Origin of the sequence: Bacillus thuringiensis (genome assembly GCF_001455345.1) — a bacterium.
Lineage (GTDB): Bacteria > Bacillota > Bacilli > Bacillales > Bacillaceae_G > Bacillus_A > Bacillus_A thuringiensis_N.
Genome location: NZ_CP013274.1, coordinates 4,699,798 through 4,715,342 on the forward strand (window position 1 = coordinate 4,699,798; position 15,545 = coordinate 4,715,342).

The following is a 15,545-nucleotide window of genomic DNA, read 5'->3' on the forward strand; positions in this document are numbered from 1 at the left end:
TCCTGAAAAGGAAAAGCAGCTTTGTTTTACATTTTTAGTTCTTTTTTATAAGCGACATAGGAATATCCCATCGTTAATCCTACTGCACCAATAATAATTCCAACCATTATGAAAGATTTCCACGTTACTGGTACAAAAACACTTAAAATCATAATAATCCCTAATGCAACAAACACCTTCCCACTAAAACGGTGTGTTTTTCTCCATACTTCTTCGTTACTTAACGTCCACGGTGTTCTTATGCCTACAAAGTAATTTGGTTTACATTGTGGTAAGTAGTTGCCGATGACTATAAATAAAAGACCAACAAGAATAAGCGGTGTACTATTCATTGGAATGTCATAGCCTAACCCCACCCCAATTACAAGCATATTAACTAAAAATAATAATACTGCTACGCTATAGATCATTATCGTATAACCTTTAGAAAACTTATCATAATTCTTTTTCTTAGGATCAATCTTTGGGGTAATTGTTAATAAAACATAAGTAAAAATCATAATCCCAAGTAGCAACAGCATTGCATTAAATTTGGAAGCATAACCATTTACACCTTCAGTTCCCCAATGAATTGCCATTGTATCAGGCAAATTCGGCCATGCATATGCCCAAGCTAGACCAGCTATAAAAATTAATATAATTGCGACAAGATGCTTTCTCATTTCCCCTCTTCCCCCTTATTCGTAAACGTAAACACCCAAGTCAATAAATCTTGAAAGACAGTTGTGTTTAAAGAGTACATAACGAATTGCCCTTTCTTTTCATCTTGAATAAGTTCAGCATTTTTAAGTGCGTTTAAGTGGTGTGAAATACTTGGTTTTGTCATATTGAAATGTTCAGCAATCTCACCAGCGGTTAGATCACCTTCTTTTAATAAGTCTAAAATTTTTCGCCTTGTTGGATCTGCTAATGCTTTGAATGCTTGATTCAATGTCTTTCTTCCTTTCGATAATTAGACATTTAGATACTTATCTAAATGTTAAAATGATTTCAGTTGATTGTCAATTATATACGAGGCCCTTTTTACTTTTCACACTTTTGACCTATACTGTTTACTAGCTTACCTTTCAACATAATGAAAAGACTTGAAACACATGATACACTATAGCTACAATTGTTTTTTAGGAGGAATATACATATGTATAAAATTTTAATCGTTGAAGACGATCCAAATATTTCATCATTACTACAATCTCACATTCAAAAGTACGGTTACGACGCTGTTGTTACTGAAAACTTTGATGATATTATGGAATCGTTTAACGCTGTAAAGCCACATCTTGTTTTACTTGATGTAAACTTACCAAAATTCGATGGGTTCTACTGGTGCCGTCAAATCCGTCATGAATCTACTTGTCCTATTATTTTCATTTCAGCTCGTGCTGGTGAGATGGAACAAATTATGGCGATTGAAAGCGGTGCGGATGATTATATTACAAAACCGTTCCACTATGACGTTGTAATGGCAAAAATTAAAGGTCAATTACGCCGTATTTACGGTGATTATGCGCCAAATATTTCTGAACGTATCGTTGAGGTAGAAGGTTTAAAACTATTCCCAGAACGTCCAGAAATTCATTTTGGATCTGAGCAAGTTCTTTTAACGAAGAAAGAGGCTATTTTAGCAGAAATGTTATTATCTAAATTCCCTCGTACAGCGAGCCGTGAAGATTTATTAGCTGCGCTTTGGGATGACGAGAGCTTCGTTGAAGAAAACACATTAAACGTAAACATTACGCGCCTTCGTAAAAAGTTCAATGAGCTTGGTATTGAAAATGCTATTGAAACAGTGCGCGGACTTGGGTATCGTTTTAACGCAACTTGGAGTGAATAAGCATGAAGCTATTTCTACGTGATCATTTTGCATTTTTTCTACTGTACGTATTAAACTTCGGTATCATCTTCGTTCTTTATGATGCAGTAGATGGATTTCAAAATAATAAATTTTACTTCGTCGTTTTAAGCTTATACTTATTTATTTGTTTCCTCGCTTACCGTTACGTTCGCAATCGTAGAATGTACCATAGATTAAGTGAACAACCAGAAAAAATGGAAGATGCGTTTATTGAAAGAGCAACAGCTCCGATGCCTCACGGTGTAAATGAACTCGTGCGCACGCAATATCGTCTATTCCAAAAAGAACTACAATCGTACGAAGTAAAACAACAAGAACATCAATTATTCATTAACCACTGGGTGCATCAAATGAAGACGCCTGTTTCTGTTATGCAACTTATGGTATTGGAAATGGAAGACGAGCATTTAATTCCAAAGTTTAAAAAAGAATTAGAACGTCTAAACCAAGGGCTTGATATGGCTTTATATATGGCAAGGTTAAATAACTTCCATGAAGACTTCCATGTTGAGACGATTTCATTAAAAGATACCGTAACAAAAAATATTAATGGATTAAAAGAACTATTCATTCGAAACGGAGTCTTCCCTGTTTTAGAAGTTCATTCTGATTTAAAAGTTGCTTCTGATGCGAAATGGCTAAAATTTATCATCTATCAGTTAATGACAAATGCAGTTCGTTACTCTGGTGAGCGCGGAAAGAAAGTATTCTTATCCGCTTACCGAAACGGAAAAGATATTATTTTAGAAGTTCGTGATGAAGGTGTTGGTATTCCGCAAGAAGATATTCGAAGAGTATTCGAACCGTTTTACACTGGGAAAAATGGCCGTACATTCGGAGAATCTACTGGAATGGGACTTTATATCGTAAGTAAAATTTGTGATTATTTAGGTCACTCTGTCAAACTAGATTCTGAAGTTGGTAAAGGAACGACGATTAAAATCATCTTCCACAACGCTGCAAATAATCAAGCAGAACATACGGAGAAGGTGACCGAAGCATGATCGTGACATATGCTAGCAAAATGTATGAGAACTTACTCTCATACATTTTTTACAATAAAACTACATATTTGCCTTCTAGCAGGAGGTACGTATTATGACCTTTTGGCAGTTTGCCTTTAAAAATGTAACACGTAATTCCAGAGCTTATTTTGCTTATTTCGTAAGCAGCTCGTTTTCCATCGCTGTTTTCTTTTCATTCGCTGTTTATTTATTCCATCCGAAATTACAAAATTTTGGCATAGTCTCTGAAATTTCAGGATTAATGATATTTTCAGAGGTAGTAATTGTATTTTTCTCTTTCTTCTTTTTACTATATTCCATTGGAACTTTTTTAAAAGTTAGAAAAAAACAATTCGGCGTTTTGACCGTTTTAGGAATATCGAGAAAACAATTACATCGTCTCGTTTTTATGGAAAATATGTTAATCGGTATTTTATCTATCTTTTTCGGTATGCAGTTTGGACTTGTATTTTCACAATTTTTCTTATTAGTCACAGCAAAAATTACGCACGTACCAGGCATATATTTATACTTGCCTATTAACGCGTTTATTTTAACAACAATTGTTTTTCTAAGTCTCTTTATCGTTGTATCTACATTCACACCGATGCTTATCCGTACAAAAAAAGCGGTACGTCTTTTAAAAATAAATGTCGGAAAACAAAAAGAAAAAAAACCATCCATACTCGTTTCTTTATTTGGTGCGATTTGTTTATTAGGTGGCTATGCGTTAGCTGGAAATCCTAAATATTTCGTATCAGTAAGCCCGCAAGTAGGTGTTATCTATATGTTTTCAAGTATTTTTGTTATTCCAACGCTTGTTACAATCGGAACCTATTTCTTCTTTTCACAAATTAGTTTCTTACTTATTTATATTTTAAAGAAAAGAAGAAAGTTTTATATGAAACGAATTAATATGCTTTGGATTTCGGATTTAGCCAACCGTATTCGAACAAATATTAATATGCTGTTTATTGTAGCGATGCTATCTACAATCGCTTTCACAATGATTACATTCTTATATGGATTCGGGAAGTTTATTAAGCTAGAAGTTAATAGAACTTCTCCTTTCCCAATTTCTTATTTTTCGTATGATGCGAATCCTTTTGTTACAGAGCATTTAAATTGGCTTGAGCAACAATTACAAAAAGAGCATTTCCCTTATGAGAAAATAAAAGCTGATATATATGAAGCGCCACTAAAAGAAGATAAAGATGTAAATATTTATAATGACGTATACGCAATTAAGCAAAGTGACTACAACAAGCTTGCGGATTCTTTACGAATGAAACAACTATTTGTGAATGATAACGAAGCATACGTGTTAACGGGAACATCTTATATAACTATATTCAACGAATTTGAGCAAAGTTATAAAAGAGATTACATTACACTCTCTAGTACAAATACAAAATTAAAAGTAAAAGGCTATGAACATATCAATGCAATTCCATCTGATTTTTCATATCAAACGATCGTGTTGCCTGATATTGTCGTGAACAACTTACCTAACACGGTAAAGCATATATCAGCATATAATTACAAAATTCAAAACTGGGAACAGACATATGAGATTGCTGATAATTTTATAGAAAAAGTGCAAAAAGATCGAAATAAATTCCAGTATGAAGGACCTCTTATTCGATCCTTTGAATCAGCAGGATCGTTATATAAAATAACATCCGGTAGTGCCGCGTACTTCCTAATCGGGACATTTTTAGGAGTTATTTTCTTCATTGGAGCTGGTAGCGTTCTTTACTTTAGAATGTATACAGATTTGACGAACGAACAAGAAAAATATATAACGATTTCTAAGATCGGTGTGACAGATAAAGAGATGAAACGATCTGCAACCATTCAGCTTAGTATTTTATTTTTCGTTCCTTATATTATGGCATCCATTCATACAATGTTCGCAACGAAAATGCTACAAGATGTAATTGGTTTATCTTTGTTCAAAGAAGTTTCAGCCGTTCTTATTATTTTTGGAGTCGTTGAAATTGTATTTTTCTTATTCATTCGTTCACTTTATATGCAAAAATTATCACAGTATACGAATGGACAAATTATTTAAAACAAACTTGATGAAAAGAGTATTCCTTATATTCTTTTCGTCTTCATCCTACTAGGAGGTCTAGGTGAATGACATTTTGGCAGTTTGCATTTAAAAACGTCACAAGGAACGCCAGAGCTTATTTCGCCTATTTTGTAAGCAGTGCGTTTTCCATTGCTATTTTTTTCTCATTTGCAGTTTATTTATTTCATCCGAAATTGCATATGACAGACGTAAATTCTGCTCTGAACATACTAATGACAATTTCAGAGGTTGTCATTGTGTTCTTTTCATTTTTCTTTTTACTATATTCAATCGGTACTTTCTTAAAAGTACGAAAAAGGCAATTTGGGATTTTAACAGTACTTGGCATATCTCAAAAACAATTAAAGAGACTCGTATTTCTAGAAAACATGCTAATTGGTGTCCTATCTATATTTTTTGGAATTCAATTAGGACTTGTCTTTTCACAGTTCTTTTTATTAGTTACTGCCAAGATTACACATGTACCTGGTTTATATTTATATTGGCCTACAAGCGCCATTATTTTAACTATCATCATCTTCCTTGGACTTTTCATTCTCGTATCATCTTTTACACCGATGCTCATCCGTACGAGAAAAGCTGTACGTCTTTTAAAAGAAGGAACAAAACAAAAAGAAAGAAAAGCATCCGTGCTCGTCTCTCTATTTGGTGCGATATGTTTAATATCTGGATATGCGTTAGCCGCAAATCCATTATATTTTCTGTCACTAGGTGATATCATTGGGCTTTTATATGCCGTCTCTAGTATATTTGTTATCCCATCGCTTATTGCAGCTGGGACGTATTTTTTCTTTTCACAAATTAGTTTTTTACTCATCCGCATATTAAAAAAGCGCAGAAAGTTTTATATGAAACGCATTAATATGCTTTGGATTTCTGATTTAGCATCACGTATTCGAACGAATATTAATATGCTCTTTATTGTGGCGATGCTATCAACGCTCGCTTTTACAATGATTACATTCCTATATGGTTTTGGGAAGTTCACAAAGTTTAATGAAATAAGAAAAAATCCTTTCCCATTTACTTATTTATCACATACTGAAAACACGTTAGGTGATGAACATTTAAACTGGCTAGAGCAAAAATTTAATGAAGAGCACTTTACTTATACAAAATTTAAAACGGATATATACGAAGTATCTTTAGCTGAAGATAACACGCAACTCTATCATGCAATGAAACAAAGTGACTACAATGTACTCGCTAAAGTATTACAATGGGAACCTCTCACCGTTCATAACAATGAATCTTATATCCTTATGAAAGAAATAGATGATCATTTCATTGGAACATTTTATGATAAAGAAAAAAGAGATAGTCTTACACTTACTCAAAACTCTTTACATTTGAAAGTGAAGGATTATAAAAGTACTAGTCCGTTTCCAAACTGGTTAGTACCGAAGTTACTCATTTTATCTGATGAAAATATAGAAACCCTATCAACCATTTCCAAACAAATGAGTGTATATAGCTTCAAAGTGCCGAATTGGGAAAAGGCATATAATATCGGTGCAGCATTTATAACAAAAATCAGTAATGACAATGCAGCTATTCAAGCAGAACATGCACCATTCCATGCAAGTGAAGCAAGTAACTCTCTATACAAAACGAAATTAAATGTAGCCTCATTTTTCTTAATAGGAACTTTCCTAGGAGTTATTTTCTTTATCGGTGCTGGTAGTGTTCTTTACTTCCGTATGTATACTGACTTAACAAACGAGCAAGAAAAATATATAACGGTTACGAAAATCGGCTTAACAGAGTCTGAGATGAAGCGGTCTGCCACCATTCAACTTGCTATTTTATTCTTTGTCCCTTACATTATGGCATCCATCCATACGATGTTCGCGACAAAGATGTTACAAGAAGTGTTAAATCTCTCGTTCTTCGCTGAGATTACAGTCGTACTGATGATTTTTGGAACAGTTGAAATTCTATTTTTCCTTTTAATTCGTTCCTTTTATATGCAAAAATTATCACAACACATTAAGTTTTAAAGGATAGAAAGGTGATTACTATGGAAGAAGTATTACACATAAAAAACGTCTCAAAAGTGTATGAGGGAAAAGTCCCTCATACAGCTTTAAAAAATATAAATTTGCACGTAGATAAAGGTGAATTTGTTGCTATAATGGGACCATCTGGTAGCGGTAAATCTACGTTTTTAAACGTTATTTCTACCATTGATTCTCCGACTGCTGGTGATGTCGTGATTAACGGAAAAAAACCACACACATTTCGTAGAGAGAAGTTAGCTATTTTCCGCCGCCAAGAGTTAGGATTTGTTTTCCAAAACTTTAACCTACTAGATACACTTACAATCGGTGAAAATATCGTACTACCTTTAACATTAGATAATGTTCCATTAAAAGAAATGGATGAAAAGCTTGATAACATTTCAAAAAAGCTTGGCATTGATCATATTTTAGACAAGCGTATCTTTGAAGTTTCTGGGGGACAAGCACAGCGTACCGCTGTAGCTCGTGCTGTTATTCATCACCCTTCTCTTCTACTTGCCGATGAACCGACAGGAAACTTAGATTCAAAAGCGGCAATTGACGTAATGGAGCTATTTACGAAATTAAACAAAGAAGAAGATGCAACAATTTTAATGGTTACTCACGATCCATTTGCAGCAAGTTATTGTAATCGTGTTATTTTCATTAAAGATGGAGAGCTTTACAACGAACTGCACCGCGGATTGTACCGTGAGAAGTTTTATCAAGAAATATTAGATGTTTTAGCATTACTAGGAGGAAGACGTGGATGACATTTTGGCAGTTCGCATTTAAAAATGTCTCGCGTAATTCAAAAGCATATTTCGCCTATTTTGTAAGTAGTGCGTTTTCGATAATGGTTTTCTTTTCATTTACTGTATACGCGTATCATCCACGCTTACAAAGTGTACAAGGCTTTCAAGATCGGGATCCTCTAATGAATTTAGCTAGTACAGCACAGCTTGTGATCGTTATGTTCTCGTTCTTCTTTCTGTTATATTCAATTGGAACATTTTTAAATGTTCGGAAGCAGCAATTCGGGATACTCACTATTCTTGGTATCTCACAGAGACAATTAAAAAGATTATTATTTACTGAAAACATGATAATTGGGATATTATCTATCTTTATCGGTATACAGGGTGGCCTTGTATTTTCTAACTTTTTCTTATTAGTCACTTCGAAATTAACAAGTGCGAAAGGCCTTTATTTATATTGGCCAACAGAAGCGATTATCGTTACAACCGTAACCTTTATCACTTTATTTTTAATCGTTTCTACGTTTACACCAATGTTTATTCGTACTCGAAAAACAACGCAGCTTATTAAGGGAGTTAACAAAGAGAAGAGTGAAAAAAAACCATCTATACTCATTTCGCTATTTGCTGTAATTTGTTTAGGGCTATGCTATTATATCGCTGGTTATCCGCGAGGCTACGTAACGGAAAAAAATGTGCAAAATGGATCTGTCTTTTTTATTATGTTATCTATTTTACCACTCGTAGTAGTCGGGACATATTTATTCTTTTCACAAACATTTCTTCTTTTTATCTATATTTTAAAGAAGCGTAGAAAGTTTTATTTAAAACAAATAAATATGTTATGGATTTCAGATTTAGTTTCTCGTACCCGCAGTAATATTAATGTACTCTTTATCGTTTCTATGCTATCTGCACTTGCATTTACGATTATTATTGGATTATTCGCTGCTAATAACAATACGAAAGCATCAGTACTAGAGCGATATCCTGTCCCCTTCACTTATACGTCAGAAGGTGACAATTCCCTTGAGCAAAAGCATATTACTACAATTGAAACTGAACTTACAAATAGTAATTTTCCGTACAGAAAATATAAGTTTACAGTATTAAAAGATACAGCTTCAAAAGAAGACATTATGCTTATGAAGATGAGTGATTATAACGCAATTGCTAAACAATTGAGAAGACCAGAAATAACACTTGATTCTACACAAGTGTATATTATTTCTCGCCACTCACCAGAACTTCTCGATCTCGTATCAAATCCATTTGCAAAGCAAAATACGATTACACTTGGATCTAATAAAAAAGAATTTCATATTAAAGGGTTTATTAATAAGGGAATCGAACCATCCTTTGCATTCCCACATTTAGCTGTCGTACAAGATTATGTATTTGATAATATGATTCCTCATATTGAAACAACCGTAATCTATAACTACTTCGTAGAAAACTGGGAAAATGCAATAGTTCCAACAAAAAATATGTTACGTGTTATTAGTGGTGATGCACGTGCGTTCTACGAAAAGCATGCAGAAGAGAACCCTCAAATTCCTTTCTTCATACATACGGCCACGGATGAACTCATTTACGGTAAAGGAAATGCAGTTGCTCAATTCTTTATTTGGGCATTTCTTGGCTTTATTTTCTTTATCGGTGCGGCTAGTGTTTTATATTTCCGTATGTATAATGATTTAACAACTGAAAAACAAAAATATATTACGATTACAAAGCTCGGCTTAACAGAATCAGAAATGTTTCGTTCTGCAACGATTCAATTAGGAATTTTATTTTTCGTCCCTTACATCGTTGCTGGTATTCACACGTTATTTGCGGTTAAGTTTTTACAAAGCATGTTTTCCTTTTCATTACTAAAAGAGACATTTATCGTACTCACCTTTTTCGGGATTATCGAGATTATTTTCTTCTTCTTAATCCGTTCTCTTTACATCAATAAATTATCACAGCATATCAAGATGTGAATAAAATAGCCTTGTGCATAATGCACAAGGCTATTTTCAATAGTTTTTAATTAGCAGCAATATCCACCGTAGCCGCCAGCATAACCGCCGTAACCACCATAACCACAACCGCCGCCTCCGCCGAAGCAGCTAGCACCGATGATGATTAATAAAATAAACAATACGATTAGAAGCGCAAAACCGCCTCCGCAACCATGGTGTCTGCGGTTACAATCATCATGTCTGTGTTCACACTTTTCGCTCATTACTCTATTCCTCCTTTAGTATCATTCATAACAAGTTCACCTTGCTCTAAATGAGGGGATTCCATTTATAGTATGTTTTCAGGGCGAATAGGAAGCTTGGCTTATCTAAAAACGGGCTTGTTTTTAGAAATGGGCTTCATCAATAGGCGAATTAGCCTTATCAAGGTGTAAGCATAAAGCATTTGACATACTTGTAATTTCTTACTAAAATTTAATTGAACGACCAATCAGTTTTTTGATTATACATTCAAATTATAAAAATCAGGAGTTGAATAGCGTGACTGATTCTTTTATTGCAGAGGCTAGGCGTGAACAAATTATTCTTGCATGTATTGATACATTAGAAGAAGTTGGATATAACAACTTAAGCTTAACGAAGGTAGCAAAAAAAGCTAAGATTAGCACTGGACTTATTTCTTATCATTTTAACGATAAGCTTTATCTTATGAATCGGACATTACAATTTTTAGTTGAGAAACAACATGAATTTATTAGCAATCGAGTACTATTAGCCCAATCTGAAATAAACAAACTAGAGGCTTTTATTGAAGCACATTTGGCTTATCAAGAAACTCATTACAAAAATAATATTGCCTTAATTGAGATTGTCTTTAATGCAAGAAATGAAGAGAATGTTCCTTATTACAGAATCGAAGACGACGAAGAAGATGATGCTCTTAGAACGATGTTATTAGATATTTTGAAGACTGGTCAACAAAATGGAGTGTTTTCTAACTCTTTCCGAATTGACACATTGGCTTCATTTATTTTAGGAGCAATCGAAGAAAGAATGCTAAAGGCGAGTTCATCGATATCTATAGAAAATTACTCAGATGAGCTCATAAAAATGGTGAAGAAACTCACTATGTAAATGCCCTGATTTTGAAAAAATATAGATTAAGAAAGGATGAACTACAAATGAAAAAGGTATCTGTTATTGGATTAGGTTTTTTAGAAAAATTACTTGCTATAGTAAGTCCAATCCTTTTAGGCGTTATTGGATATTTTTCACCTAAATTAATAGAGATTATAAAAAAGATTCCACTCTTTTCTGATTCAAAAATTATAGAACTTTTACATTCTATTAACCCCTTCTGGCTTCCTGTTATCCTCATGTCAATTGGCGCTATTGCAGGAATTTTATTTTCTTTAATTATTTATAGTGAAGCTTTAAAAATGAACATTACTTCGGAAAGCATTCACGTGAATAAAGACGATCAAAAGAAGCAAATTAACAGGTCAAATGTAAAAGCCGTTTTTGTAGATACAGGCCAAGTGGTAATCATTGATCAAGAAGACCGCGAATGGTTACGTGAAACATCTGATATAAATCCACATAAAATTAAAGGTATTTTCTTGCTGCACGGCTCTCCATGGGTGGAACAGGATCCTTATAAACAAGAGTACAGCTTATGGAAATTAGAGGATGAGCGATTTAATAAAAGCATAAATACCATTTTGTATGAAAGACGAAATGCTATCCGAGACGGAAATTCGAAGAAAAAGAAGCATTTACGCAAAGATTTGAATGAGCTAGGAGTCTTTGTCAAAGACGATGGAGAAGATCAGTACGTCCGTTCCATTACGTAATAGAAAGCACAAAAACGAATAAAACCTAGAGAGAAATTACATTTCCTCTAGGTTTTATTCGTTTAAATCTGATCTCCTCTCCTAAAGAAACATATTCAATAAAAGCGCAAAACCAAATGCAATAAATGATAACAATGTCTCGAGCACCGTCCACGTTTTAAACGTTTCCTTCACCGTCAAACCTAAATATTCTTTTACAAGCCAGAAACCTGCATCATTTACGTGAGAAAACATTAATGATCCTGCACCGGTTGCAATAACAAGTAACTCTAAATTCACACCAGACATGTGCTGAATAACTGGTGAAACAATTCCTGCTGCTGTCGTTAATGCTACTGTCGCTGAACCTGTTGCAATTCGAATTAATCCAGCTACCATGAAAGCTAATACGATTGGTGATAACGATATATGTTCTGCCATTTGCGCAATCGCCGTTCCAACGCCGCTTTCAATTAATATTTGTTTAAATCCACCACCTGCCCCGATAATTAAAATAATTGAGCCCGCAGGTAGTAAACTTTCATCTGTTAATTTTTTAATCATCTTTTTATTAATTCCTTGTCTGATTCCAAGTAAATAAAATGCTGCGAAACATGAAATAAGTAAAGCAATTACTGGGCTTCCAATAAACACAAAAAATTCAGTCATCTTTTTTGGTAATGAAATATATGGTGCAACGACTGATAAAATCATCAATACAACTGGTAATAAAATAATAAAGAATGAAACTTTACGACTCGGTAAATCTGTTGATACAGTTGTAACTCGAATAAGCTCTGGTTCATTTTCAGGTATAACCCTCTTATGTACCCACTTTGCAAATATCGGTCCTGCAATAATAGCTGTTGGTAACGCGATAATTAATGAATATAAAAGCACCTTTCCTAAGTTCGCGTTATAAATGCCGATTGCTGTCATGGCACCTGGATGTGGTGGCACTAGTCCATGCACGATAGATAATCCCGCAATAACAGGTAACGCAATTAATAATATATTTTGTTTCGTCGTTTTTCGAATGGAAATAACAAGTGGTAATAAAATGACAATCCCCACTTCAAAAAATACGGGAATCCCTATAACAAATCCTGCAAATAACATAGCCCAAGGTAGTTTCTTTACACCAAAAAATCGAATAAAGAAATCTGCCACTTGCATGCCGGCCCCTGAATCGGACATCATTTTCCCTAAGATTGTTCCGAGAGCCAAAATCCCAACTAAATGCCCTAGTACACTACCAACACCAGATTCATAGGCAGTCACTATTTTCGTTACATTCAGTCCAGACATAATAGCTAAAAATAAACTCGCAACTGTTAAACTAATAAATGCATGCCATTTCCACCATGATACCCCTAAAATGACAATCGCGATTGCAAGTAACGTGACGATTAATAAGTATATATCCATCTCTCATTCTCCTTATTTTTACCCCGTATTTGTGGACAGCGACACCTGATTGGTGCAGGATGAATACAATTGAAGTTTCACTTTATAAAAAAAGAGGGAAAAACCCCTCTTTTTTATACGTCATAATTCACTACATAGTGCTGCATTTCTGTATTGTAGTAGCCTTCGCTATATTCAATTACTTCGCCAACTTCATCGTAAGAATAGCGCATACGTTTTAATAGCGCTGTCCCCTCTTTTTCACCTAACGCTTCTGCAACGAAACTAGGCGCAAGTCCAACAGCGAATTCATCTCTGAAGTTTTCTAAATGTATTCCTCTGTCCTCGACTAAATCGTAAAGTGATTGCAAGTCAAAGTCCGATAAATCTGTACTTGCCATGTGTGCTGAGAAATAGTGCGTATAATGAATATAAGGCGCATCATTTAACGCATATAAACGTTCGATACGGAAACTCTCCTTACCGAATAATCGAAATGGCACTGTTCCTTCTTCATTCTGAACGATTTCTGCTTTTAGCAATTTCTTCTGTACTTTATATCCTTCTTCCACTAACACTTCAGTAAATTTCTTACCCTTTGACAGTTTTGTCGCAGAAGTGTTACGGATGACTTTCGTTCCTTTACCGCTTTTCTTTTCCAAATATCCTTCTTGAGCGAGTTCTTTAATCGCATTTCGCACTGTAATTTTACTTACTTTGAACTCTTCTTCTAACTGCGGTTCGGAAGGAATATTCGTATGAATCGCATATACACCATGCAATATTCGATCACGAATAATGTTTTTTATTTGTAAATATAATGGTCCTTTTTTCCTCGTTACGTTCACCGTTACACCCACTACCTTTCTACATCACCTACTGATGCCGTCATTGCCCGAAGTATATCCTTCTCTGATGACATTGGCGTATCACCGACGATTGTATGTGCAAGCATTCCAGCTGCTGACGCAAATGAAACAGCTTTCTCTGGTGCAAACTCTTCTATCTCGCCATGAATAATCCCGCTCGTATAAGCATCTCCAGCACCTATTCTATCATATACAGAAAACGTAAGTGTTTTTGCAAAAGTGAACGCACCATCTTTACATATAAATCCGCGAAGCGAGTGTGTATTATCGCTATTAATAGAGCGATGTGTACCAGCGATTGTAACGATACTATACATTTCAGCTACCTTTGGAATTAGATCCATCAGCTGCGCCTCTCGCTCCGTCTCTTCTGTTTTCATGCCTAAAACGAACATCGCATCTTTTTCGTTCATCATTACAATATCAGCTAGCCCTAACATTTCTTCATAATGCGGTTTCGCCTGTTCATATCCGTCTTCTCCCCAAAGTGACGGACGATAGTTGCAATCAAAAACGACAGTGCCTCCGTTTTCTTTAACTGCTTTCGCTAAAGATTTCATATGATGGCGCACCGTATTATTCATCGCAAGTGTAATCCCGCAAAAATGAACGATATCAATTTCCTTTGCGATTTCTTCAAATTGATACATTTCTTCACATGCCGTATTGAAGCTACTTTCTAATCGATTCGAATATGTAACGCGGCTTGCACGTGCTCCAAATCCATTTTCTAAAAAGTACATGCCGACATATTTACCGCCTCTTGAAACAAGCGAGGTTTGCACACCTAACTTTTGAACGTACGATAATGCCGCATCTCCAACCGAATTTCCCGGTAAAGTTGAAATAAGAAGCCCTTCATGCCCTAGATGAGAAAGCGCGGCTGCAACGTTCACACCTGTACCAGAAAATGAGTATTTTAATGTATTTGCTTGCGACAACAATTCATATCCTGGTACTTGCAGGCGCATCATTACTTCGCCGAACGCTGCAATTTTCTTACGCATATTGATCAACTAACTTCTTCACTACTGCTAATAATTCACGAACATCTTCTGTTTTCGTATTGCCAGTTTCTTTATCAATAATAGAAGAGTACACGTGCGGGATAACTTGCTCTACATTAGCTTCAAGCGCAATACGTACAATTGTTTCAAAGTTTTCTTTATCAATTCCGCCCGTTGGCTCTAATGCGAATCCTTCTTCTGCACAAGCTTTCGCAACTGCGCGATATTCTTCTTCGTGAGCTAGCCCTTTCATTGGGAAGTATTTCAATGAATTTCCGCCCATATCACGTACAAGTGCGATCGCTGTTTTAATTGGAACGATTGCTTTCTCTTCTCCAGCAGCACTAATTGGACCAGTAGAAATATTTACGTACCCTACTTTTCCTGTTGGGGATACTAAACTATTAATCCAGCTATCTTTTCCGCCAAGATTTGCACGTGTCGCTCCAACTGAAGGGAACACTTGATTAATATGGCTACCAGGATAATGTTTCGCAATTTCAGCTACAACTGCTGCTTGACGATTATCTCCTGCTCCTAGTCCGATTGATACAGCGTCATCAATTTCTTTTCCGTATGCTTTCATAGCTGTAACTGCTTCTTCTACAGTTGGATAATCCTTTGATAAAACACCCACTACTACATAACCTTCTGCTGCTTCAAAAATATCCTTCGCGTTTTCGATATTGTTCGCTAATACATTTAATGCTACGCGGCCTTTATAAAAACGTTTTTGAATGTTTGTCAT

15 protein-coding genes are annotated in these 15,545 nt (G+C 35.1%); 8 read left to right on the forward strand and 7 right to left on the reverse strand.

The annotated features are described in order from the left end of the window. Nucleotides 1-26: 26 nt before the first annotated feature. Together ATN06_RS24650 and ATN06_RS24655 are read right to left on the reverse strand one after the other, a co-directional pair. Nucleotides 27-662, reverse strand: coding sequence for an SdpI family protein (locus ATN06_RS24650; protein ID WP_060632680.1), 636 nt, complete (start codon nt 660-662; stop codon nt 27-29). Beyond that, nucleotides 659-931 carry an autorepressor SdpR family transcription factor gene (locus tag ATN06_RS24655; RefSeq protein ID WP_001070523.1) on the reverse strand — a complete coding sequence of 91 codons (273 nt, stop codon included), beginning with the start codon at nt 929-931 and terminating at the stop codon, nt 659-661. The genes ATN06_RS24650 and ATN06_RS24655 overlap by 4 nt, the downstream gene beginning before the upstream one ends. Nucleotides 932-1,138: 207 nt before the next feature. On the opposite strand from ATN06_RS24655, the gene ATN06_RS24660 reads away from it, so the two are divergent. From ATN06_RS24660 to ATN06_RS24685, 6 genes are all read left to right on the forward strand, one after another. After that, entirely contained in the window at nt 1,139-1,834 is a 696-nt protein-coding gene (locus tag ATN06_RS24660) for a response regulator transcription factor (RefSeq protein WP_000276732.1), read from the forward strand. A 2-nt stretch (nt 1,835-1,836) separates the two neighbouring features. Beyond that, complete coding sequence (locus tag ATN06_RS24665; RefSeq protein WP_000765345.1) at nt 1,837-2,859, forward strand: sensor histidine kinase; 1,023 nt, start codon at nt 1,837-1,839, stop codon at nt 2,857-2,859. Nucleotides 2,860-2,953: 94 nt separating this feature from the next. Further along, nucleotides 2,954-4,933, forward strand: coding sequence for an FtsX-like permease family protein (locus ATN06_RS24670; protein WP_060632681.1), 1,980 nt, complete (start codon nt 2,954-2,956; stop codon nt 4,931-4,933). A 68-nt stretch (nt 4,934-5,001) separates the two neighbouring features. Next, nucleotides 5,002-6,957 (forward strand): ABC transporter permease, encoded by a 1,956-nt coding sequence (locus tag ATN06_RS24675; protein ID WP_060632682.1) that lies wholly within the window; start codon nt 5,002-5,004, stop codon nt 6,955-6,957. Between the two features lie 20 nt (nt 6,958-6,977). Next, nucleotides 6,978-7,730 (forward strand): ABC transporter ATP-binding protein, encoded by a 753-nt coding sequence (locus tag ATN06_RS24680; protein WP_000393244.1) that lies wholly within the window; start codon nt 6,978-6,980, stop codon nt 7,728-7,730. After that, nucleotides 7,727-9,700 (forward strand): FtsX-like permease family protein, encoded by a 1,974-nt coding sequence (locus ATN06_RS24685; RefSeq protein ID WP_060632683.1) that lies wholly within the window; start codon nt 7,727-7,729, stop codon nt 9,698-9,700. Before ATN06_RS24680 ends, ATN06_RS24685 begins: the two co-directional genes overlap by 4 nt. A 50-nt stretch (nt 9,701-9,750) precedes the next feature. Here ATN06_RS24685 and ATN06_RS24690 read toward each other — a convergent pair whose 3' ends face one another. Beyond that, entirely contained in the window at nt 9,751-9,945 is a 195-nt protein-coding gene (locus ATN06_RS24690) for a YjcZ family sporulation protein (RefSeq protein ID WP_060632684.1), read from the reverse strand. A 277-nt stretch (nt 9,946-10,222) separates the two neighbouring features. Here ATN06_RS24690 and ATN06_RS24695 point away from each other — a divergent pair, with 277 nt between their 5' ends. Next, nucleotides 10,223-10,816, forward strand: a complete 594-nt coding sequence (locus ATN06_RS24695) for a TetR/AcrR family transcriptional regulator (RefSeq protein WP_060632685.1) — start codon at nt 10,223-10,225, stop codon at nt 10,814-10,816. Between the two features lie 47 nt (nt 10,817-10,863). Next, nucleotides 10,864-11,535 carry a YqeB family protein gene (locus ATN06_RS24700; protein WP_060632686.1) on the forward strand — a complete coding sequence of 224 codons (672 nt, stop codon included), beginning with the start codon at nt 10,864-10,866 and terminating at the stop codon, nt 11,533-11,535. Nucleotides 11,536-11,616: 81 nt separating this feature from the next. On the opposite strand, the gene gntP is transcribed toward ATN06_RS24700, so the two are convergent. From gntP to dagF, 4 genes are all read right to left on the reverse strand, one after another. Next, a complete protein-coding gene (gene gntP / locus ATN06_RS24705) occupies nt 11,617-12,942 on the reverse strand; it encodes a gluconate permease GntP (RefSeq protein ID WP_060632687.1) in 1,326 nt (441 codons plus the stop codon). A 113-nt stretch (nt 12,943-13,055) separates the two neighbouring features. After that, a complete protein-coding gene (locus ATN06_RS24710) occupies nt 13,056-13,781 on the reverse strand; it encodes a GntR family transcriptional regulator (protein ID WP_060632688.1) in 726 nt (241 codons plus the stop codon). Then, a complete protein-coding gene (locus ATN06_RS24715) occupies nt 13,781-14,797 on the reverse strand; it encodes a sugar kinase (RefSeq protein ID WP_060632689.1) in 1,017 nt (338 codons plus the stop codon). Before ATN06_RS24715 ends, ATN06_RS24710 begins: the two co-directional genes overlap by 1 nt. Further along, the gene (gene dagF, locus ATN06_RS24720) at nt 14,790-15,545 is read right to left on the reverse strand and encodes a 2-dehydro-3-deoxy-phosphogluconate aldolase (RefSeq protein WP_000181913.1); all 756 of its coding nucleotides are present in this window, start codon (nt 15,543-15,545) and stop codon (nt 14,790-14,792) included. Before dagF ends, ATN06_RS24715 begins: the two co-directional genes overlap by 8 nt.